Below are 20,122 nucleotides of genomic sequence, written 5' to 3' on the forward strand. Positions count from 1 at the left end.
AAAGAGGTCGACTCTAGTGAGAATACTGGCTCAAATGGCGCAAAGGATTGTTAATGAAGTGACCAAGGTGATCGATGAGGAAGTAATCGTTATTAATCGTGATGGCTATATAATTGCTGGCAGTGATTCAAGTCGTATTGGTAACTTTCATGAAGGTGGTAAGGAAGTGATTACGACAGAACGAAAGCTATTTATTACTGCAGAGGAAGTGAAACGCCTTCAAGGAGTTAAGATTGGTTTGAATTTACCGATTCGTTTTCAACAACGGGTGATTGGGGTAATCGGAATTACGGGTTCCAAACCCGCTACGATCCGTCATGGAGAACTGATTCAACGGATGACAGAGCTTATTATTGAGGAAGCATATGCAGCTGAGAGACTAGATTCAAAGCTGCGTGGAATTGAGACATTTGTTTATGAATGGTTGCATAGTGAATCGGTGACGCTTGATTTTCAAGAGCGTGGAGAAATTCTTGGTATTGATATGAATGAACCTCGTTATTGTGTCTTGGCTCAACTTGATCAAGCTGAAAATGAATTAATTGAGCCTGGGGTAGAGTTAGATGTACTAGATACAATTCGAGCTGTTTTTCCTAATGAACGAAAAGATGTTATCGTACGATGGGGGCCAGGAAGGTTTGCCTTGCTTTTATCAGCTAAACAGCATAGCGAGCAGAAGTTATATCAAGACCTACATCGTTTGTCAAAAAAGGTAGAGGAGAAGCATGGTATTGCCTTTGGAGCTGGTAGTAGTCGAATGCATGAGGAAGCGTCTTTTCTATATGCTGCCTATAAAGAAGCAAAGCAGGCCTTAGCGGAAAGAGGCACAGAAAAGAAGCTAGTTTTTTATGATGAGCTGACACTTGAAATTGCTTTAGCGGAGGTTAGTCCCGAGACACGTGTGAAAATTGTGGAAAAGGTGCTTGGAGCTATTAGTAGTGAACGAGAATTAATTGAGACCTTGCAAGCCTATTTCAGTAACCAGCTCTCCATTAAAGAGACAGCTGCCTCACTTCATATCCATATCAATACTCTTCATTACCGTTTAAAAAAGATTCAAGAGCTCTCAGGTTATCAATTAAAAGAAACAAAAGAGTTGGTAACGCTATATGTTGCATTATGGTATTATAAGGAATACTCCAATTAGATGATTATACAATCAATATTTTTGTAACCGCTTAACTTTTGTATCTTTATACATAGTATAAGTGGTTTTTTTTATTTATACTTAAATATAATAATAAGTGTGAAAATTAAGGCTTTCGCACAAGGGGTGAGACTATGTTAGCAGAGGAAGTACGACAGAAGCTGATTAGCATTGTTGGGGAAAAAAATCTTCTTGATTCTGAAGAAAACTTAGTTGTCTATTCATACGACGCTACGCCAAATTACCAAGCAATGCCCGATGCAGTGATCAAACCAAGAAATACAAAAGAGATACAAGAAATTGTGAAAATTTGCAACGAATACAAAGTGCCAATCGTGCCACGTGGGTCTGGAACGAATTTATGTGCAGGGACGTGTCCGCTTGAGGGTGGAATTGTGCTCTTATTTACCTATATGAATCAAATTCTAGAAATTGATGAGGATAATTTAACGGTTACTGTTCAACCAGGTATTATTACTCTAGAGCTCATTCAAGCTGTAGAAGCAAAGGGTCTATTTTATCCACCAGATCCAAGCTCTATGAAAATATCAACAATTGGTGGAAACATCAATGAGAACTCAGGTGGGTTAAGGGGACTCAAATATGGAGTTACCCGTGATTACGTGATGGCACTTGAGGTTGTTTTGCCAAATGGTGAAGTCATTCGCACTGGTGGCAAATTGGCCAAAGACGTTGCAGGTTACGACTTTACACGTTTAATGGTTGGTTCAGAAGGGACGCTTGGCATTATTACTGAAGCAATGCTGAAGCTTATTCCAATTCCTGAAACAAAAAAAACGATGCTTGCTTTATTTGATAGCTTAGAGGGAGCAGGACAAGCCGTTTCTGCGATCATTGCGAATAAAATTATCCCAGCAACTTTGGAATTTTTAGATCAAGGCACACTTGAAGTTGTAGAGGATTTTGCCAAAATTGGATTGCCGACCAATGTAGGAGCCGTGCTGTTAATTGAGCAGGATGGGCCAATGGAGGTAGTAGATCGAGATATTGAAAAAATCGTAAAAATTTGTGAGGAATCAGAAGCGATATCTGTTCAAGTTGCCCAATCGCCTGAAGAAGGCCTTGCGTTGACAACAGCTCGGCGTTCAGCATTATCTGCTCTTGCTAGAAAGAAGCCTACAACAATCCTTGAGGATGCGACTGTTCCACGTTCAAAGGTCGCTGAGATGGTTCGAGAGATTAATAAGATTGCCAAGGAGCATAATGTTGAAATCTGTACATTTGGTCACGCAGGCGATGGAAACCTTCATCCAACCTGTATGACGGATGCACGAAACGAAGAGGAAATGCACCGAGTTGAACAAGCATTTGCCGATATATTTGCGAAAGCCATTGAACTTGGCGGAACGATTACGGGAGAACATGGTGTGGGAGTAATGAAGTCACCATATTTAGCCTGGAAGCTTGGAGAAGAAGGCGTCAACGCGATGAAAACACTCAAATTTGCCTTTGATCCTAACAACATTATGAATCCAGGTAAAATCTTTGCAAAAGAAACGAAAAAACGGGTGGTGGTTCAGAAATGACAGCGACAAAGCAACAGGAAAAAACCATTCAAGATTTTAAAGACCGTATGGACTACGATGAGCTTATGAACTGTATGCGTTGCGGCTTCTGCTTGCCGTCTTGTCCAACATACGGTGAAACAGATCAAAATGAAGCAGCCTCACCACGGGGCCGTATCGCGCTTATGAAGGCTGTTGTGGATGGCAAGAAAACCCCTGATGAGGACTTTGAGAGACAATTGAATCTTTGCCTAGGCTGTCGTGCTTGTGAACCTGCTTGTCCTTCAGGCGTCAAATATGGACATTTATTAGAGGAAGCACGAGATATTTTAAATGAGCATAAAAAGCATAGTTTACCAGTAAAAGTGATTCGCCGAGCAGTCTTTGACGGATTATTCCCTCATCAAAAACGAATGCGTTCATTGAATCAGATGCTGTGGCTTTATCAAAAGTCAGGTCTGCAAAAAATCGTTCGAGGAACAAATATTTTGAAAGTCATGCCTGGTCAAATGGCGACAATGGAGAAAGTGTTACCAGAAATATCCTCGCCAAAAGAACTGAAAAATCGTCCACATCATATTAAACCAAAGGGTGAAGTAAAAGCGAGAGTAGCCTTTTTCTCAGGTTGTTTAATGGATACAATGTTTATGAAGACGAATGATTCAACCTTGTTTTTACTTGAGAAAGCAGGATGTGAGATTGTGATTCCGCAAACGCAAAACTGTTGCGGAGCACTGCATGCTCATTCAGGTGAGAAAAATAAGGCACGCGAGCTTGCTAAGAAAAATATTGTGGCATTTGAAGAAGAGAATGTTGATTATATTATTTCAAATGCGGGCGGTTGCGGAGCGTTACTTGTTGAATATGATCATTTATTAAAGGATGAGCCTGAGTGGCATGAGCGTGCGAAAAACTTCGCGCGCAAAGTGAAGGACATTTCTGAAATTTTACTTGAAGTTGGTTTGCCAGCTATGAAACTACCTGAACAAATTGTAACTTATCAAGATTCATGTCACTTACGAAACGTGATGAATGCAGGAATGCCGCCTCGGGTGTTGTTACAAATGATTGAGGGAGTCACGTATGTGGAAATGAAGGAATCAGATAGGTGCTGTGGTTCAGCTGGTATCTATAATATTCTCCAGCCTGAAATGTCGACACAAATTCTTGATCATAAAATGGTGCATGCACAGGCTACGAAAGCGACGACGATTGTCACAGCTAATCCTGGTTGTCTTTTACAGATGAAAGTCGGTGTAGAGCGTGAAGGATTATCAGATACGGTTCAAGCAGTCCATATTGTTGATTTATTAGCAGAGGCAGTCCGTGAAGGAGAAAAGGATGTTGCTGTAAATAATTAAGGATAAAAGGGGAAGAGGCAGACCATGCCACTTCCCCTTTTTAGTCTCGTGATTAATTTGTAAACCAATTAAATCCATAGAACGTACCAACAGCAAAAAGAATGATCCATGCAGCAAGACTGACTGTCGCCCACCAAGTAGCAGCTTTTTTACTTGCACCAAGAGCAAGTGCCATTAGGATAGTTAAGTGCGTCCCAAGAATAAGTGGCCCACCAATTGACAGCCCAGGTAATCCGTATTTATTCCAGACGCGTTTCGCCCGTTGTTGACGTTTAGTTTGTTCTTGTGTCTCAATTCCTTTTTTCGCTCTTCGTTTCGCCCGCCACGCTTCAAATTTCTCGTAATATATGACGACGAGAAGAATCGTTAATAGATTTCCAACGAAGGCTACTAAGGAGACGAGAAAGGGATTTAAGCCACGGATAATGCCAATAGGAACGACAACGATTGCTTCTAGCCACGGAGTTGCAGCTGCTAAAAAGATGAGAATATACTCCCATAAAGTAGACATTTTATCATCTCCTATTGTTAGTTAAGAATGGAAGAGGGTGCCTTAAAGGTTGGTTCTTTAACCTTTTGAGACACCCTCTGATGATGATTACGTTTGTTTTGTTTTCTTTGCATACATTTTCTTTAGATCATCTTGCTTACTTTTCTCCCAAAGGGGCACACCTGTCCGGTAAGCAGAACGACCGATCATTAATCCTGCTACTGGCGCAGTTATAAAAACGAAAACAATGGTTAATAAGATTTTCCCAACAAATTCTCCTTGAACGAGTAAGAAGAAGAGGAACGTTGCTATCATAATGAACATGACACCGAGTGTCGTACTTTTACTCGCAGCATGAGTTCGCCCGTAAACATCAGGTAACCGTATAAGCCCAATTGATGCAAGTAAGCTTAAAAAGCCACCAGCGACAACGAAGAAACTAATGACTATTTCAGTCGCGGTCAAAGACAACACCCCTTTCAATAAATTTAGATAAGGCAACCGTTCCAATAAATCCGAGAATCGCTATGACAAGCAATACCTCTGAATAAGCAAGTGTTTCTTGCAAGATCATGACGAGCCCGATAAAGCCAATTAAGTTAATGCCAAACGCATCAAGTGCAACAATTCGATCAGACATAGTTGGTCCAATGACTGTACGAATAAAGCAGACGAATAATGAAAGAGCCATAACGACAAGAACAACAATTAAAATGGTTTGGAACATTATTTCGTCACCTCCATAATCGCACGCTCAAAAGTATTATGGATTTGGCGAATCATTTCTTCTTTATCAGGTACATTAATGGCGTGAATATAAATGTATTTACTATCATCTGAGAAATCCATCGACAGTGTACCAGGAGTCAAGGTAATAAGAGATGCAAGCAATGTTAATTCCCAATCAGATTTAAGATTTGTTGGCAGGGCAATAATGCCAGGCTCAATATCCAGCTTAGGGCTAAGAACAATTTTCATTACATCAATGTTTGCTAATATCAATTCTTTGAAAAAGAGCACTATTAGCTTAATGATTGCCCACACACGACGCATATAGAAATCAAATTGTAAGAAACGACGTAGAACAAACAGAATTAATATACCAATGACATAGCCAACGACAAAGTCAGCTCCAGTAAAGCTGTTTAGCAGGAAAACCCAGATAAGTGCAATGACAATGTTTATTAATATTTGAAAGGCCATAGCAACTACTCCTTAAGAACAGATTCGATATAAATCGATGGATCTAGGATTTGTTCTGCAACTTGTAATGAATAGACGAAAACAGGTTCTGCAGCAAAGCCAAGTACAATCGTTAAGGCCACTAGTGGCACGATAGGTAATAACAATTTACCAACAGGAATTTTGGCCTGTTCTGCTGTATGTTTTTGCTCACCCCAGAATGCATAAATGAATATCTTCAACATAGAGAATAGGGTTAAGAGACCTACAGCGAGGGCAACAGCTGCAATAATATAGTTTCCTTCTTCAAAACCAGCTAAAATAATTGGAAATTTACTAAAGAAACCACTTAAAGGTGGAATACCCGCAAGAGAAATTGCTGTAATAAAGAACAGCCATGCTAAATATGGATGAGTCTTAAGCAAACCACCCATTTGCTTTAAATCCGTTGTTCCTGTTATTCGCTGGGTTGCACCAGCAAAAAGGAATAAGGCTGATTTAACAATAATATGATGGGCAATGTAATAGATTGCACCTGCAATAGCAAGCTGTGTATAAATCCCGAGCCCCATAACCATGTATCCAACCTGACTAATAATATGGTATGAAAGGATACGTTTGAAATCAAACTGAGAAACGGCTCCAAGAACACCAAATAACATTGTAAAACCTGCTAAAACGAGAATGATCGTATGAGTAAAGTCAGGATCGTGTGTAAAGATTAACGTAAACGTACGTATAATCGCATAAATTCCAACTTTTGTTAATAAGCCACCGAACAAGGCTGCAACCGCAGCAGGTGGACCGTAATAAGAACGAGGAAGCCAGAAATAAAGTGGGAACAATCCGCCTTTCATCGCAAATACGATCAAAAAGAGAATAGCAATAGCATTTAACACGCCTGTCTGTTCAAGCTCTCCTACTCGCTCAGCAAGATGGGCCATATTTAAAGTACCAGTTACTGAGTAAATATAAGCGACTGCCGCCAAGAAGAGAATCGAAGCGAAGACGTTAATAACAACATACTTAAACGATTCACGAAGTTGATATTTCGTACCTCCATGAACGATCAGAATATAAGAAGCAATCAGCATAACTTCAAAGAATACAAACAAGTTGAATAAATCGCCTGTAAGAAAAGCCCCGTTAACTCCTGCTAGTAAGAAGAAGTAGAACGGATAGAAAAAGAATTTCTCACGTTCAGGAGAAATCGTTTGAAAAGCAAAGAATAAGCAAACGACTCCGACGATACTTGCTAATATCACCATCATTGTTGCAAACATATCAGCAACGAAAACAATGCCGAAAGGAGCTGTCCAGTTCCCCATTTCAAGAACAATAATTCCTTCTTGGTAAACATATCCTGCTAAATAGAAAGCGATTAAGAGCATCCCAACAGCAGTAAATCCGCTAATTACACGCTGGAGAGTATGATTCTTGGCAAACAGAATAAGTAGCGATCCAACAATAAGTGGGATAAGGACCGGTAGTATGACTAAATTATTCATCAGCAGATCCCCTTAATTTGTCTAAATCATCGGTCTTATGTACTTTATATGTGCGGTATCCAAGTACGAGTAAGAAAGATGTGACCCCGAAACTAATAACAATGGCTGTTAGAATAAGAGCTTGTGGCAGCGGATCTGTATAGGCCTCAGCTCCTATGCTTAGCAGTGGTGCAGTCCCTCTTTGAAGGCCTCCCATTGTCAAAAGAAGCAAGTGAACGGCATGTGACAATATGACAAGGCTCAGGATGACTCGCAATAAGCTTTTAGACAAAAGCAAGTAAGTCCCAACCATGAAGAGGACCCCAATAGTGATGGTCATTAATATTTCCATTACTTATCATCCTCCGCAATCGTTAGAATAATTGTTAACGCAATACCAGCAACAACAAGGTATACACCAAGGTCAAATGGTAAAGTTGTTGTCAGTCCAACTTCTCCTAAAAAAGGAGTTGGAATATACTCAAAGAAATGAGTAAGAAAAGGATAACCGAGTAGCATAGTAGAAACGCCTGTTCCAATTGCGATCAAAAGGCCAACTGCAATGATAGAAGTGAAGTTAAATGGTATAACTTTCTTCATACTTTTCATATCAAACACTAAATACATGAGTAGAAAAGCACTAGCTGTCATTAACCCTCCGATAAATCCTCCGCCTGGGTTATTATGACCGGCGAAGAATATATAGACGGAGAAAGCGAGAATGACGAAAGCGAGAAGGCGTGTCATAGTTTGAAGCATCACATCATTCGATTTGATTTTTTTCACACATCTTCCCTCCCTGTGAAACGGAGCTTGATCAGTGCAACGACACCAAGTGCTGCGATTCCGAGAACAAGAATTTCAAGTAAAGTATCAAGACCTCGAAAATCTACAAGTATAACGTTAACCATGTTATATCCACCAGCAAGCTCTTTAGAATTCTCAATGTAGTACTCTGAAATGGATGCAAACTTTGCATCGTTCCCTAATGCAAGAGAACTTAAGCCCATTGCAATGACAAAACCACCGACGCCAATCGAAATGAGTAGATTAACAATGTTAAAACGTGGTTTAAAAGATTCCTTGCGTAACTCAGGTAAATGATAAAACGCAAGCATGAAGAGAACAACTGATACTGTTTCCACCAGTAACTGCGTCAACGCTAAGTCTGGTGCACGGAAGACAACAAAGAATAGCGCTAGTAGGAAACCTACGACCCCAACGACAATGATTGTCGTAATTCGGTTATTTAAAAATGGAATGGTGATTGTCGATGCTATAAGTAAAATAGCCAAAATCCATATGTAAATGGGAATAGGTGTGACATTAGACGTATCAATAGCAAATGCATCATATCGGAACATTGTATAGCCAAGCAAAAGAATCATAAAGACACACATGTAGACAAAGTAGTCACGCAGTAACCCTGTCATTTGCATACGTGTAACGACTTGTGATCCTTTGATGACACCATCAAGCCCGTTATCATAAAACCAGTTTAATGGATCGCGTTCTTTTAAATAGAAGGCTGTCTTTGACCATTTATTCATCATTAAATAGATTAGTGTTCCGAAAAGAACGACTCCGATTGTCATTAACAGTTCTAAGTTGAAACCATGCCAGTGAGATATATAAACATCAAATGTTTGTCCCTCTTCCAATAGGCTTGGAAGAATGGCAGTCATTGCTGGATTAATCAGCGAATAGGCAAGTAGATTCGGGAATAAACCGAAAATGATGACAAGTGAGCCAAGGATAATCGGACTAATAAGCATCCCGATTGGTGCTTCATGCACTTTTACATCATAATTCTCGGGTTTGAATTTCCCGGTAAATGTTTTGAAAAACATAATTGCACAATAAGCAAAAGTGAAAATACTTGCGACCCAAGCTAAGATTGGGAAAAGAATACCCCATGTTGGCATATTAAAAATCCCAAGTGTGGATGCATTTAACACACCAGTAAAAAACATTTCTTTACTCAAGAAGCCATTAAATGGAGGTAATCCTGCCATCGAAGCTAGTCCAATTAAGGAAATCGTAAAAGTAATTGGCATGATTGTCATCAAGCCACCAAGCTTACGAATATCACGAGTACCTGTTTCATGATCAATAATCCCAGCAGTCATAAATAGGCTTCCTTTAAAAGTCGCATGATTAATCAGATGGAAGATAGCTGCAAGGACGGCAATTGAATACATAGTTGTATCTGTTCCTGATCCGTAATAAAGGGAAGCTGAACCAAGGCCAAGTAAACACATAATTAACCCAAGCTGACTAATCGTAGAATAAGCCAGAATGGCTTTTAAGTCCTTTTGTCGAATGGCGGAAATTGAACCCCAACAGAGAGTCAAGATACCAAATCCAGAAAGAAGCCAGAACCACTCTGCTGCCCCACCAAAGACTGGAGTCAACCGAGCAACAAGGTAAATACCTGCTTTAACCATTGTTGCTGAGTGAAGGTAAGCGCTAACAGGAGTTGGAGCTTCCATAGCATCTGGTAACCAAATATGGAAAGGAAATTGAGCTGATTTTGTAAATGCTCCTAGTAATATAAGAAGCATTGCTGGTAAAAATAAACTACTTGCTGTAACCAAATCCACATTAGCAATAATTTCACGAATGCTAAATGTACCAGTCACGACATACAGCAATGAGAAACCACCAAGCATGGCAAAACCACCAAATACAGTAATCAACATTGATTTTTGTGCACCGTAAATAGATTGTTTGCGATAGTACCAATAACTAATTAACAAAGAAGATGCAAGACTTGTTAATTCCCAAAAAACATAAAGCACAATGAGGTTATCTGATAAGACAACACCAAGCATTGCCCCCATGAACATTAACAAATAGACGTAGAAATTATTTAACTTCTCTTTCGTTTTAGATAAATAGTAAATGGAATAAAGAACAACAAGTGTTCCAATACCAGTTATAAGAAGAGCAAATAACACACTAAGTCCATCTAAATACACATTAAAATGAATTCCAAGTGATGGTACCCATGGGACGCTATGAGAAATAACATCACCATTAGATGTCACTGGCAATTGTTGAATGAAATAAATGAACAACACAAGCGGTAATACTAAAACAAACCATCCTGTATGTATAGCTCTTGCGTACTTATACAAAAACGGAATCAAAATGGCTAACAAAAATGGTGAAATTGTAGCCCAATGTAGGACCGTCAAATGACATACCTCCTTCTCTAATCTTATCGCTGAGTGATGTACAAAACTTATCTTGTCAAATTCTCCCTCGAATGTGGACTTGAAAAGCTAATAATTCTCAGACTAATACAAATTATAACCTAATTTTAATAGACATGCATCCTTCGTACTCTAAGGATCACCTATATTTCTACTTCTTATTAAATAAGTAGAAAGAAGACGAAATAAAGAATATTTTTTTTGGTGAAGAGCAATTTTTACTCAATCTAAATAAAAAAATGCAGAGATACATGTATATTTTGTTACATCATGCGACAAGCTAAATAAAAACATTTGAAGCGAAACTTCATCATAAATAGGAGTGATATGATGAATAATAAACAGAAAGGTATAGTCACAGTTGGTATTTTTCTCTTTTTATTTTCAGGTGGATGGTATGCAAATGAATGGAATAAGCGTATGATTCACGAAAAAGGAATGAATCAATCGGACTTATATGAAATTCAAAGTCTAGAGGATCGAAACTTGCGACATACTGAACCATTTCAACCGAGAGAATATATTCGAATTTCTGATCGGTTTTCGCATTTTTCTGAGTAAGTATAGAACAACAAAAAGCAGCTACCGCAATTTTGCAGGTAGCTGCTTTTTGAACTAGGAAGATAATTTAATGTTGTCGGCAAGTGAACGATTGATGATTTCTAAGCGGATCAACTCAATGAAATCTTGATTAAGCTTTAGCTCAATAGCTTTGTAATAAGTCTCAATAAGAAGTTCATTTGAAAGATTTTGCATAAGATCCTGTCAAATGATTTTGACAGGTTCACCTCCTTCGTGTAAGTTTGTCCATTTTTCATTTAAAAGTAATAGTATTGGATTTATGTAAATAGAAAAGTGAATTGGTATAATCTTTGTTGTATTAATCCTACCATGACTTGGAAAATAGAACAACTGTTCGTTTTATCCACAATTGACAGTGGATAAACTGTTAATTCCCTGTTAATTAAATCTTGAAACATATATTGTATAAGTGAAAATCAGGTGCATAATGTTATCCACACCTGTTGATTGTCATAATAATTTGTCGAAAGATTTTTTATTGTGGGAAATATTCTTTTTTTATGTTGTCGGATTTAAGGTTTTTATTTGGATTGTTCTTAATATTAATTGAAAAAATTTTCAACTAAGGGTATAGTTAAAGTTTGGTTAGATGTACGTGTAAACAATGATAGAAAAAGAGGTGTGAGGGTTGTTTAATAATCTACTTCCTAATCAATATGAGAAGAGTATTTACAATATTAACCTCAGTGAATTAAGAGACAAAGGAATTAAAGGTGTTATTACTGACCTAGATAATACTTTAGTGGAGTGGGATCGTCCTGAGGCGACTCCTGAAGTGCGTGAATGGTTAAAGCAGCTAAAGGATTACGGGATGAAGGTGACAATTGTATCAAATAATACGAGTAAACGTGTAAAGGCGTTTGCTGACCCTGTAGAAGTCGTCTTCATTCACGGGGCGAGAAAGCCTCAGCGTAGAGCATTTCGTCAAGCTTGTATGGAAATGGGATTGCGTAAGGATGAAGTTGTTGTTATCGGAGATCAAATTTTTACAGATGTACTTGGTGGAAATCGTGCGGGCCTTCATACAATTTTAGTTGTGCCAGTGTCTAGTTCGGACGGATTAGCTACGCAGTTGAATCGACGAATGGAACGAATTGTACTTGGTTGGATGAAAAAGCGCGGAATGATTGGTTGGGAGGATTAAACGTGGAAGAAAGACAAGTGATTTGTGCTGGTTGTGGTGTAAGCATTCAAACAGAGGATAAAAAAGCATTAGGGTATGCGCCGCCATCTTCCTTAGAACGTGACGTTGTCATATGTCAAAGATGTTTTCGTTTGAAGCATTATAATGAAGTACAAGATGTCTCGTTAACGGATGATGATTTCTTGAAAATTTTAAATGGATTAGGGAAAACGGATGCCCTCATCGTAAAAGTTGTCGATATTTTCGATTTTACTGGAAGCTGGTTACCTGGGCTGCATCGTTTTGTGGGGAAGAATGATGTGCTATTAGTTGGTAATAAGGTTGATTTGCTGCCGAAATCTTTGAAGAAGAATCGACTTATTAATTGGATGAAAAAATCTGCTAAAGAGCTTGGTTTGAAGCCTGTTGATGTGATGTTAATGAGTGCAGAAAAAGGACAAGGTGTCGTTGAGATCGCAGCAGAGATTGATCGAATTAGGCACGGGAAGGACGTTTATATCGTTGGCTGTACAAATGTTGGGAAGTCGACATTTATTAATCAAATCATCAAAGCATTTGGTGGTGATACGGAACAGCTTATTACAACTTCTCATTTCCCAGGAACAACACTTGATATGATTGATATTCCACTGGATGACGGAAAGGCGTTATATGATACCCCAGGGATTATTAATCACCATCAAATGGCTCACTTTGTTGATAAGCAAGAGTTAAAGGTGATTACACCGAAGAAAGAAATTAAGGCAAAGGTTTTTCAATTGAATGAAGGACAAACGTTATTTTTTGGTGGGTTGGCTCGCTTTGACTTTACTCGAGGCGACAGTACTTCATTCACGTGTTATTTTTCGAATGAACTTCATATACACCGTACGAAGCTTGAAAAAGCCGATGCCTTGTATGAAGACCATTTAGGAGAATTACTAGCACCACCTGGTCCTGAAACGAAAGACAAGCTACCTCCACTTGAAAAGCATACATTTCAAGTGAAAGATAGAAAGGTGGATATTGTTTTTTCGGGTCTTGGATGGGTGACTGTAAACGGAACGAATATTCAAATTGAAGGTTATGCTCCTAAAGGGGTTAATGTAACAATTCGTGAATCAATTATATAAAAGAGAGTAGTCATTTTTGGAGTGAAGAGAGGAGAGATCATGATGACAAAGGTTTTCGGTTTGCTTGGTCATCCAGTCGGGCATTCAAAATCACCACTTATTCACAATGATGCATTCTCATCAGCTGGTATGGATGCTAGATATCATGCGTTTGATGTGAAGCCAGAACAGGTAAAGGCAGCTGTAGAAGGAATTAGAGCATTACAATTGGCTGGTTGTAATGTAACAGTTCCACATAAAATAGCTGTAATGGATTTTTTAGATGAGATTGATGATGAAGCGAAGCAAATAGGTGCGGTCAATACGATTGTGAATCAAGGTGGACGATTGATTGGGTATAATACGGATGGTCGTGGTTATGTGGAATCATTGCTAGAAGAGTTAGGGGAACCATTAGCAGATAAAAACATACTCGTGATTGGTGCGGGGGGCGCGGCGCGAGGTGTTGTGACAGCTCTCGCTCGCCACGGAGTTGCCCGCCTTACGATTACAAACCGTACATTAGAGAAAGCAAACGCGCTTTTGGATATTGCGAAATCGTTGAATACAGAGGCAGAAGCGATAAGTCGTGATGATGCTGAAAGCAAACTCGGTGAATATGATGTAATTATTAATACGACTTCAATTGGGATGAGTCCAAATACAGATGAGTCGCCACTGTCTCTTAAAAAACTTGCACCTGGTACGATTGTCAGTGATCTCATTTATAACCCGATCGAGACAAAGTTGTTAAAAGAAGCGGCTCAACGTGGAGGAAGAACGCTAAACGGAGTCGGCATGTTTGTCAATCAAGCAGCTCTTTCCTTTGAGCACTGGACTGGAATGAAGCCGAACCGTCAAAGAATGAAAGAATTAGTTGTTGAAACATTAGGAGGAACATCATGTTAACAGGAAAACAAAAAAGATTTTTACGTTCAAAAGCACATCACTTAAACCCTATTTTCCAAGTGGGAAAAGGTGGAGTAAATGATAATATGAGTAAACAAATTGCTGAAGCTCTTGAAGCACGAGAGTTGATCAAAGTGAGTATTTTACAAAATTGTGATGAGGATAAGGATGAAGTAGCAGCTGCACTTGTGCGCGCTACGAAAGCAGAGCTTGTTCAAGTGATTGGGCACACTATTGTCCTTTATAAGGAATCAAAAGAAAACAAGGAAATTGTTCTCCCGTCATAATTGAAAAGTTGGAGGGGTGCGGATATGAAAAGAATCGGTCTGTTTGGCGGGACCTTCAACCCGCCGCATTTAGGACATATGCTCTTTGCTCAAGAAGTGCAAGTAGCACTTCATCTAGATGAAATTTGGTTTATTCCCGTCAATATCCCTCCTCATAAAGAAAGTAACGAGCTTGTGTCGAATCGTCATCGTGTTGATATGCTGAGAGTATGTGCAAAGCGTCATCCTCAGTTTTTTGTTTCAACGGTTGAATTAGAACGAGAAGGACCATCCTATACGATCGATACGGTTAAACGACTGAAAGATGAGCATCCTGAAAATGAATTCTTCTTTTTAATCGGTGGAGATATGATTGATTATTTGCCAAAATGGGAAAGAATAGATGAATTAATGGAGCTGGTCACTTTCGTAGGGGTAAAACGGCCAGGTTCTCACGCATCATCCGCTTATTCGGACCGAGTATATTTACTAGAAATGGTGCAGGTTGACTATTCATCAACTGTGATCCGTAACCGTGTAAAGGAAGGTTTGCCGATCACCTATATGGTGCCAGATGAAGTGGAAGCATTGGTGAAGGAGAGAGGGTTGTATGGATCAAAAAAAAGCATTACAAATCGTTAAACCACATCTTACTGAGCACAGGTATACGCATACGGTTGGTGTAATGAATACAGCGATTGAATTAGCAGAACGCTTTCAGGCAGATAAGAAAAAAGCTGAGCTTGCAGCAATTTTTCATGATTATGCGAAATTTCGTGATAAGCAGGAGATGTGTGCCCTTGTTGAAAGCTCAATAGAGGATAAAACGATTTTAGGGTATGGTGATGAACTATTACATGCGCCTTGTGGGGCATATTATGTGGAGCATGAGGTTGGTATTAAAGACGAAGAAGTTCTTAATGCGATTCGTTATCATACGACAGGTAGACCAAATATGACATTGCTTGAAAAAGTGATTTTTCTTGCTGATTATATTGAGCCAGGGCGTCAGTTTAAAGGTGTTGATGAGGTAAGGAAACTATCTGAAACAAACCTTGATGAAGCCGTCATTCAAGCATTGGACAATACGGTATCTTTTCTGATGAAACGCAGACAGTTAGTTTATCCAGAAACAATCGCAACATATAATGAATTAGTAGTTAAACAAAAGAAGGAGAAGTGATTAAATGACTGAAACACCAATTTTATCGCTAGCAGTAAAAGCAATGGATGATAAAAAAGCAGAGAATATTGTCGCACTAAATATGAAAGGGGTTTCGCTTATTGCCGATTATTTCGTGATTTGTCACGGGAATTCAGATAAGCAAGTACAAGCAATCGCTCATGAAATTAAAAAAGTGGCACAAGAAGAAGGTTATGATATTAAACGTCTAGAGGGCTTTGATCAAGCTCGTTGGGTATTAATTGACTTAGGTGATGTTGTTGTCCATGTCTTCCATAAGGACGAACGAATTTATTACAACTTAGAGAAGCTATGGGGAGATGCTCCAACTGTTGAATTAGAAGGAGTATTAGGTTAATGGAATTAAAGCCTGGATATGTCGTCACACTCGAGGTCGTAAGGAAAGCGGACTTTGGATATTTTATTAGTGATGGTAAGGTGGATATTCTGCTCCATGAACGCGAAACTAGTGGGAAACTTGAAGTTGGTGATAAGGTTGAGGTGTTCCTTTACCATGATCACCAAGGGCGACTAGCAGCGACAATGGAAAAGCCGCTATTGCAAGTTGGTGAAGTCGCGTGGTTAGAAGCGGTTAGTGTAAAAACAGGTCACGGGGTTTTCTTTCATAACGGGATTTCTCGAGATTTATTTTTATCAATGGATGAGCTCCCTTATGACCGGGAGCTTTGGCCAAAACCAGGTGATAGATTACCACTTTCGCTTACATGGGATAAAAAAGGTCGTCTAATGGGAAAATTGGTTAAAGGCGAGCCGATCGAAAAAGATGCTAAAAAAGCTGATTCTATCATGGTGCACAAAGAAGTGGCAGGCTATGCGTATCATTTTCTTGATGAAGGTGTCCTTATCTTAACTGATGAGGGGTATATTGCCTTCTTACACAATGATGAGATGACACAAGAGCCGCGTTATGGGGAGTATATCCGCGCTAGGGTCCTTTTTGTGAGAGAGGACGGGCGTATGAATGTAACGACAAGGCCGCTGCGTTCTGAACAACAGGAGGAGGATTCAGAGCGGATCTATGCCTTTCTATTAGAACGTGGTGGGTCAATGCCATACTGGGATAAGACGCCTCCAGAAGATATTTTTGCTCGCTTTCAAATGAGTAAGGCAGCTTTTAAACGTGCATTAGGCAAGCTAATGAAAGAGAAGAAAATAGAACAACGTGATGGCTGGACGCATTTGAAGGAGAAACAATGAATTATCAAGCTTTTGCTAAACTGTATGATTCGCTGATGGAAGAGGCACCTTATGATCAGTGGATTCAATTTGTAAAAGCATGTTCAGAGAAAGCTGATTTTACAGGTGTATCGATCCTTGATATTGGTTGTGGAACAGGTGAACTTTTGGTGCGCTTGCATCAGGAGGGAGCTAACGTCACAGGAGTTGATTTATCGGCAGAGATGTTAGCTGTTGCTAGTAAGAAATGTGAACAGGCAGGTTTTCATCCTATATTAATTGAGCAATCAATGACTCAGCTAGAAGGGCTCGACTCATTTGACATTGTGACTGTATTCTGTGATTCGCTGAATTATCTTGAGACGGAAAAAGAAGTGCAAGACACGTTTAGCAGCATTTATCAACGGCTTAAAGACGGCGGTCTGCTGTTATTTGATGTTCATTCAATACAGAAAATAGAAGAAGGTTTCATTGGACAAACGTTTGCTGAAGATGCTGATGAGATTGCTTACATATGGACATCGTTTGCGGGAGTTTATCCTTCTAGTGTGGAGCATGAGCTTTCCTTTTTTGTTCGCGATGAAGATGATGGTCGTTATGTGAAAGTTGAGGAGTTACATAAACAGCGGACTTTCCCTATTGAACAATACAAAGAATGGCTAATAGCGGCAGGTTTTGAAATTGTCACGATAACAGCTGATTTTACTACATCACTTCCAACAGAAGAGAGCGAACGAATCTTTTTCTACGCTCGTAAAAAAAATAGAGGATTTTGATGAAATGAATAGAATTAAAAAAGAAGGAGTAGTTGCTCCTTCTTTTTCTATTGACTTTTAGAAAAAGCATCGGCAATTTTAGCTTTTTCTTCTTCGTACTTTGCATGTGTTTGCTGGAATAAGTGGTCAAACATCTGACCAACCTCTTCTTCTAGCACTTTAATACCTTCTCCTGTAATACCCCCAGGTACACAAACGCGTTGCTGTAATGTAGGCAAAGTATAATGTCCTTGTTCAAGCAATTTACCCATCCCAATCATCATATCCGTTGCTAAAGTTGTTGCATCTTCTTTAGAAATATTCGTCTGTCTGACTGCTCCATCAATAAATTGTTGCATTAAATAACTAAAAAATGCTGGGCCACAACTGACAATGTCGGAAGAAACGCGAGTGATATTTTCCTCAATAAGTAACGGCTCAGAAATGGTAGCCATTAATTCAGTAACTCTTTGACGATCATTTTGTGAACATCTTTCTCCGAAACTTATAAGCGAAGAACCTGTCAAGGCACGATTTAAAATACTTGGAATGGCTCGAGCTACTTTACAATCAACCATCGTTTCCAATTGTTCAACGGAAATGGGACTTGTGATCGAAATGAGTAATTTATCAGGGTGACAGACAGGTGCAAGCTGTCTTAGGATGGTTGGCATTTGAAGTGGTTTAACACCTAGAAATATAATATCGGCCTTTTTAGCAACAGTGACGGAATCACTCGCTATTTCAATAGCTGGAAAACGATCCTTTAACGCTTCAGCTTTAGTCATTGTTCGGTTGGTAACGAGAACTTGATGTTGATCAATTGCTTTCGATTCAATAAAAGCCTCAAGCAAAACTGTTCCCATACTTCCTGTACCGATTACCCCTATTTGCATCTTAGCTCCCTCCTTTTCCTCTTTTATATGCAGACGAACACCGTTATGACTAAACGTATGAAGGAAGGAGTGAGGATATACCTCCTAGATGCAAGGACATGTATCTAAATGTAAAAATTACTTCTTTAGATACTCTTTGATCATTTCAACCGTTACATTTTTTCTTGGTGGAAATTGAAAGGTCATTGCGATTTGATTCATTTCATTAGTAATACGGTTAATCTCTGTTGTTTGTATTGGTTTTCCTGCTTTTGCTTGACTTAACGTCTCCTCGATTGCGCGCTCTCTCGCAGCATCTAATGCAAGAAATTCTTTTTGAGCGTGACGGTGTTTCTTCACTTGCTCCGCTATTTGTAGGTGTACTGACATATGTATTTCTCTCCTTTTTCCTTCGCTCACTATTTTGTAGGCTATTTGCTTCGTTTATAAGGTAACAAAAGCAAAGTCATTTTAAAATGAGGACGTGATTAAAATGAATATAAAAACCCCTGAACGTAAGCATGTCGTATTTCTAATTGGGATAGTCCTATTAGTCAGTTTAGTCTTGTTTCTTCATTTTCGCAACGCCGAAATGGAGGAAGTACAAGTGGATTGGTCAAATTCATTTCTTGAAGATAATGAAACAGAAGAAGTTGAAGAAATAGTTGAGCCAGCTTTTTATGTCGTTGATATAAAAGGAGCTGTACAACATCCAGGTGTGTATGAATTGGCACAAGGAAGCAGGGTTCATGAAGTGATTAAAAGGGCTGGAGGTTTCCTCGAAGAAGCTGATCAGAAACAATTAAATTTAGCAGAATTATTACATGATGAGATGATGATCTATGTTCCTATTGAAGGAGAGGAGGTTCATACAACAAATATAAATACTGCTGATGGTGGGAATAGTGATGGCAGGATTGCTATTAATTCTGCAGATGCACAAGCACTTGAACAATTGCCAGGTATTGGCCCAGCTAAAGCACAAGCGATTATTGCTTATCGTGACGAACACGGTCCCTTTAAAGAGGTTGATGATCTCCTTAACGTTTCGGGTATTGGACCCAAATCGCTTGAGCAGTTCCGCGAAATGGTAATAATCCAATAAAACATTTGATAGGAATAGAAAGAATTTTCTGATAGAATGTAAGCGTATAATTGAGGGCAAAAGTAAGTGGGAGGCGAAGGAGAAATGACGGAGAAGAAATGGTCAATTGACACAATTGCTGTACACGGTGGTCAAGAGGTAGATCCAGCAACACAATCTCGTGCTGTTCCGATTTACCAGACGACATCTTATGGATTTGAAAATACTGAACATGCTGCCAATCTTTTTGGTTTAAAGGAATTGGCAACATCTATACAAGAATTATGAACCTAACACAAAGAAATTCATAGATGTACTCGAGATGTTCTCGCATGTAGCAAATGTAGGAGATGCAAAGTCACTTGTTATTCACCCAGCAAGTACAACACATCAACAGCTAAGTGAAGAAGATCAAAGAGCAGCGGGTGTTACACCTGAACTCATTCGCCTTTCAATCGGAATTGAAGGAATCCAAGATATACTAGCTGATCTTGAGCATGCTTTGCAAAAGAGTCAGGACTAAATCATAATGATCAGTGTCTGTCCTTTTGGTTGAGGATAGGCACTTTCTTCTTTTTTAAAGAAAAGAGCTAACATTCTGGCAAAAAGTTTTCTTGACGTTGAC

At 39.2% G+C, this 20,122-nt stretch carries 25 protein-coding genes and 2 pseudogenes; 16 read left to right on the forward strand and 11 right to left on the reverse strand.

Translation table 11 applies throughout. The annotated features are described in order from the left end of the window. Positions 1 to 16 precede the first annotated feature (16 nt). The 3 genes from IQ10_RS10960 (at position 17) to IQ10_RS10970 (ending at position 4,034) form a co-directional block, all read left to right on the forward strand. Positions 17 to 1,147, forward strand: a complete 1,131-nt coding sequence (locus IQ10_RS10960) for a CdaR family transcriptional regulator (RefSeq protein ID WP_144450548.1) — start codon at positions 17 to 19, stop codon at positions 1,145 to 1,147. A 134-nt stretch (positions 1,148 to 1,281) separates the two neighbouring features. Then, complete coding sequence (glcD, locus tag IQ10_RS10965; RefSeq protein WP_144450549.1) at positions 1,282 to 2,694, forward strand: glycolate oxidase subunit GlcD; 1,413 nt, start codon at positions 1,282 to 1,284, stop codon at positions 2,692 to 2,694. Continuing rightward, positions 2,691 to 4,034 (forward strand): (Fe-S)-binding protein, encoded by a 1,344-nt coding sequence (locus IQ10_RS10970; RefSeq protein WP_144450550.1) that lies wholly within the window; start codon positions 2,691 to 2,693, stop codon positions 4,032 to 4,034. Before glcD ends, IQ10_RS10970 begins: the two co-directional genes overlap by 4 nt. Positions 4,035 to 4,086: 52 nt before the next feature. On the opposite strand, the gene IQ10_RS10975 is transcribed toward IQ10_RS10970, so the two are convergent. From IQ10_RS10975 to IQ10_RS11010, 8 genes are all read right to left on the reverse strand, one after another. Beyond that, positions 4,087 to 4,545: a small multi-drug export protein gene (locus tag IQ10_RS10975; RefSeq protein ID WP_144450551.1), complete on the reverse strand. Its 459-nt coding sequence runs from the start codon at positions 4,543 to 4,545 to the stop codon at positions 4,087 to 4,089. Positions 4,546 to 4,632: 87 nt separating this feature from the next. Continuing rightward, a complete protein-coding gene (gene mnhG / locus IQ10_RS10980) occupies positions 4,633 to 4,989 on the reverse strand; it encodes a monovalent cation/H(+) antiporter subunit G (RefSeq protein ID WP_144450552.1) in 357 nt (118 codons plus the stop codon). After that, positions 4,976 to 5,251, reverse strand: a complete 276-nt coding sequence (locus tag IQ10_RS10985) for a Na(+)/H(+) antiporter subunit F1 (RefSeq protein WP_144450553.1) — start codon at positions 5,249 to 5,251, stop codon at positions 4,976 to 4,978. Before IQ10_RS10985 ends, mnhG begins: the two co-directional genes overlap by 14 nt. Beyond that, entirely contained in the window at positions 5,251 to 5,727 is a 477-nt protein-coding gene (locus tag IQ10_RS10990; RefSeq protein ID WP_144450554.1) for a Na+/H+ antiporter subunit E, read from the reverse strand. The genes IQ10_RS10985 and IQ10_RS10990 overlap by 1 nt, the downstream gene beginning before the upstream one ends. Before the next feature lie 5 nt (positions 5,728 to 5,732). Further along, positions 5,733 to 7,214, reverse strand: coding sequence for a Na+/H+ antiporter subunit D (locus IQ10_RS10995; RefSeq protein WP_144450555.1), 1,482 nt, complete (start codon positions 7,212 to 7,214; stop codon positions 5,733 to 5,735). Continuing rightward, a complete protein-coding gene (locus IQ10_RS11000; protein ID WP_144450556.1) occupies positions 7,207 to 7,545 on the reverse strand; it encodes a Na(+)/H(+) antiporter subunit C in 339 nt (112 codons plus the stop codon). Before IQ10_RS11000 ends, IQ10_RS10995 begins: the two co-directional genes overlap by 8 nt. After that, positions 7,545 to 7,979: a Na(+)/H(+) antiporter subunit B gene (locus IQ10_RS11005; protein WP_199757416.1), complete on the reverse strand. Its 435-nt coding sequence runs from the start codon at positions 7,977 to 7,979 to the stop codon at positions 7,545 to 7,547. The genes IQ10_RS11000 and IQ10_RS11005 overlap by 1 nt, the downstream gene beginning before the upstream one ends. Beyond that, entirely contained in the window at positions 7,976 to 10,393 is a 2,418-nt protein-coding gene (locus IQ10_RS11010) for a Na+/H+ antiporter subunit A (RefSeq protein ID WP_144450557.1), read from the reverse strand. Before IQ10_RS11010 ends, IQ10_RS11005 begins: the two co-directional genes overlap by 4 nt. A 348-nt stretch (positions 10,394 to 10,741) precedes the next feature. On the opposite strand from IQ10_RS11010, the gene IQ10_RS11015 reads away from it, so the two are divergent. Next, the gene (locus tag IQ10_RS11015) at positions 10,742 to 10,972 is read left to right on the forward strand and encodes a hypothetical protein (RefSeq protein ID WP_144450558.1); all 231 of its coding nucleotides are present in this window, start codon (positions 10,742 to 10,744) and stop codon (positions 10,970 to 10,972) included. Between the two features lie 54 nt (positions 10,973 to 11,026). On the opposite strand, the gene IQ10_RS11020 is transcribed toward IQ10_RS11015, so the two are convergent. Beyond that, the gene (locus IQ10_RS11020) at positions 11,027 to 11,167 is read right to left on the reverse strand and encodes a sporulation histidine kinase inhibitor Sda (RefSeq protein WP_144450559.1); all 141 of its coding nucleotides are present in this window, start codon (positions 11,165 to 11,167) and stop codon (positions 11,027 to 11,029) included. Positions 11,168 to 11,621: 454 nt separating this feature from the next. Between IQ10_RS11020 and IQ10_RS11025 the strand changes: the two genes are divergently transcribed. The 9 genes from IQ10_RS11025 to IQ10_RS11065 are packed head-to-tail and all read left to right on the forward strand — an operon-like array spanning position 11,622 to position 17,559. Next, positions 11,622 to 12,137, forward strand: a complete 516-nt coding sequence (locus IQ10_RS11025) for a YqeG family HAD IIIA-type phosphatase (RefSeq protein WP_144450560.1) — start codon at positions 11,622 to 11,624, stop codon at positions 12,135 to 12,137. Between the two features lie 2 nt (positions 12,138 to 12,139). Then, positions 12,140 to 13,249 carry a ribosome biogenesis GTPase YqeH gene (yqeH, locus tag IQ10_RS11030; RefSeq protein WP_144450561.1) on the forward strand — a complete coding sequence of 370 codons (1,110 nt, stop codon included), beginning with the start codon at positions 12,140 to 12,142 and terminating at the stop codon, positions 13,247 to 13,249. Positions 13,250 to 13,291: 42 nt separating this feature from the next. Next, positions 13,292 to 14,137 carry a shikimate dehydrogenase gene (gene aroE / locus IQ10_RS11035; protein WP_144450562.1) on the forward strand — a complete coding sequence of 282 codons (846 nt, stop codon included), beginning with the start codon at positions 13,292 to 13,294 and terminating at the stop codon, positions 14,135 to 14,137. Further along, entirely contained in the window at positions 14,131 to 14,424 is a 294-nt protein-coding gene (gene yhbY, locus IQ10_RS11040) for a ribosome assembly RNA-binding protein YhbY (RefSeq protein WP_144450563.1), read from the forward strand. Before aroE ends, yhbY begins: the two co-directional genes overlap by 7 nt. A gap of 24 nt (positions 14,425 to 14,448) precedes the next feature. Then, on the forward strand, positions 14,449 to 15,045 hold the full coding sequence (locus IQ10_RS11045) for a nicotinate-nucleotide adenylyltransferase (protein ID WP_144450564.1): 597 nt from the start codon (positions 14,449 to 14,451) through the stop codon (positions 15,043 to 15,045). After that, the gene (yqeK, locus tag IQ10_RS11050; protein ID WP_144450565.1) at positions 15,014 to 15,586 is read left to right on the forward strand and encodes a bis(5'-nucleosyl)-tetraphosphatase (symmetrical) YqeK; all 573 of its coding nucleotides are present in this window, start codon (positions 15,014 to 15,016) and stop codon (positions 15,584 to 15,586) included. Before IQ10_RS11045 ends, yqeK begins: the two co-directional genes overlap by 32 nt. Before the next feature lie 4 nt (positions 15,587 to 15,590). Continuing rightward, on the forward strand, positions 15,591 to 15,944 hold the full coding sequence (gene rsfS / locus IQ10_RS11055; RefSeq protein ID WP_144450566.1) for a ribosome silencing factor: 354 nt from the start codon (positions 15,591 to 15,593) through the stop codon (positions 15,942 to 15,944). Then, on the forward strand, positions 15,944 to 16,804 hold the full coding sequence (locus IQ10_RS11060) for a CvfB family protein (RefSeq protein ID WP_144450567.1): 861 nt from the start codon (positions 15,944 to 15,946) through the stop codon (positions 16,802 to 16,804). Before rsfS ends, IQ10_RS11060 begins: the two co-directional genes overlap by 1 nt. Next, on the forward strand, positions 16,801 to 17,559 hold the full coding sequence (locus IQ10_RS11065; protein ID WP_144450568.1) for a class I SAM-dependent DNA methyltransferase: 759 nt from the start codon (positions 16,801 to 16,803) through the stop codon (positions 17,557 to 17,559). Before IQ10_RS11060 ends, IQ10_RS11065 begins: the two co-directional genes overlap by 4 nt. A gap of 47 nt (positions 17,560 to 17,606) precedes the next feature. On the opposite strand, the gene comER is transcribed toward IQ10_RS11065, so the two are convergent. Continuing rightward, complete coding sequence (gene comER / locus IQ10_RS11070; RefSeq protein ID WP_144450569.1) at positions 17,607 to 18,434, reverse strand: late competence protein ComER; 828 nt, start codon at positions 18,432 to 18,434, stop codon at positions 17,607 to 17,609. A 117-nt stretch (positions 18,435 to 18,551) separates the two neighbouring features. Then, positions 18,552 to 18,803, reverse strand: a complete 252-nt coding sequence (locus tag IQ10_RS11075) for a DUF2533 family protein (RefSeq protein WP_144450570.1) — start codon at positions 18,801 to 18,803, stop codon at positions 18,552 to 18,554. 103 nt (positions 18,804 to 18,906) lie between these two features. On the opposite strand from IQ10_RS11075, the gene IQ10_RS11080 reads away from it, so the two are divergent. The 3 genes and pseudogenes from IQ10_RS11080 to IQ10_RS11090 all read left to right on the forward strand — a co-directional run. Beyond that, a complete protein-coding gene (locus IQ10_RS11080) occupies positions 18,907 to 19,518 on the forward strand; it encodes a helix-hairpin-helix domain-containing protein (protein ID WP_144450571.1) in 612 nt (203 codons plus the stop codon). 84 nt (positions 19,519 to 19,602) lie between these two features. Next, a pseudogene (locus IQ10_RS11085) lies at positions 19,603 to 19,796 on the forward strand (PLP-dependent transferase); the annotation flags it as partial. Continuing rightward, positions 19,796 to 20,020 (forward strand): annotated as a pseudogene (locus IQ10_RS11090) (PLP-dependent transferase); the annotation flags it as partial. The pseudogenes IQ10_RS11085 and IQ10_RS11090, both read left to right, overlap by 1 nt. Positions 20,021 to 20,122 lie beyond the last annotated feature (102 nt).

Source organism: Halalkalibacter nanhaiisediminis (assembly GCF_007830185.1).
Classification (GTDB): Bacteria; Bacillota; Bacilli; order Bacillales; family Bacillaceae_D; genus Halalkalibacter; species Halalkalibacter nanhaiisediminis.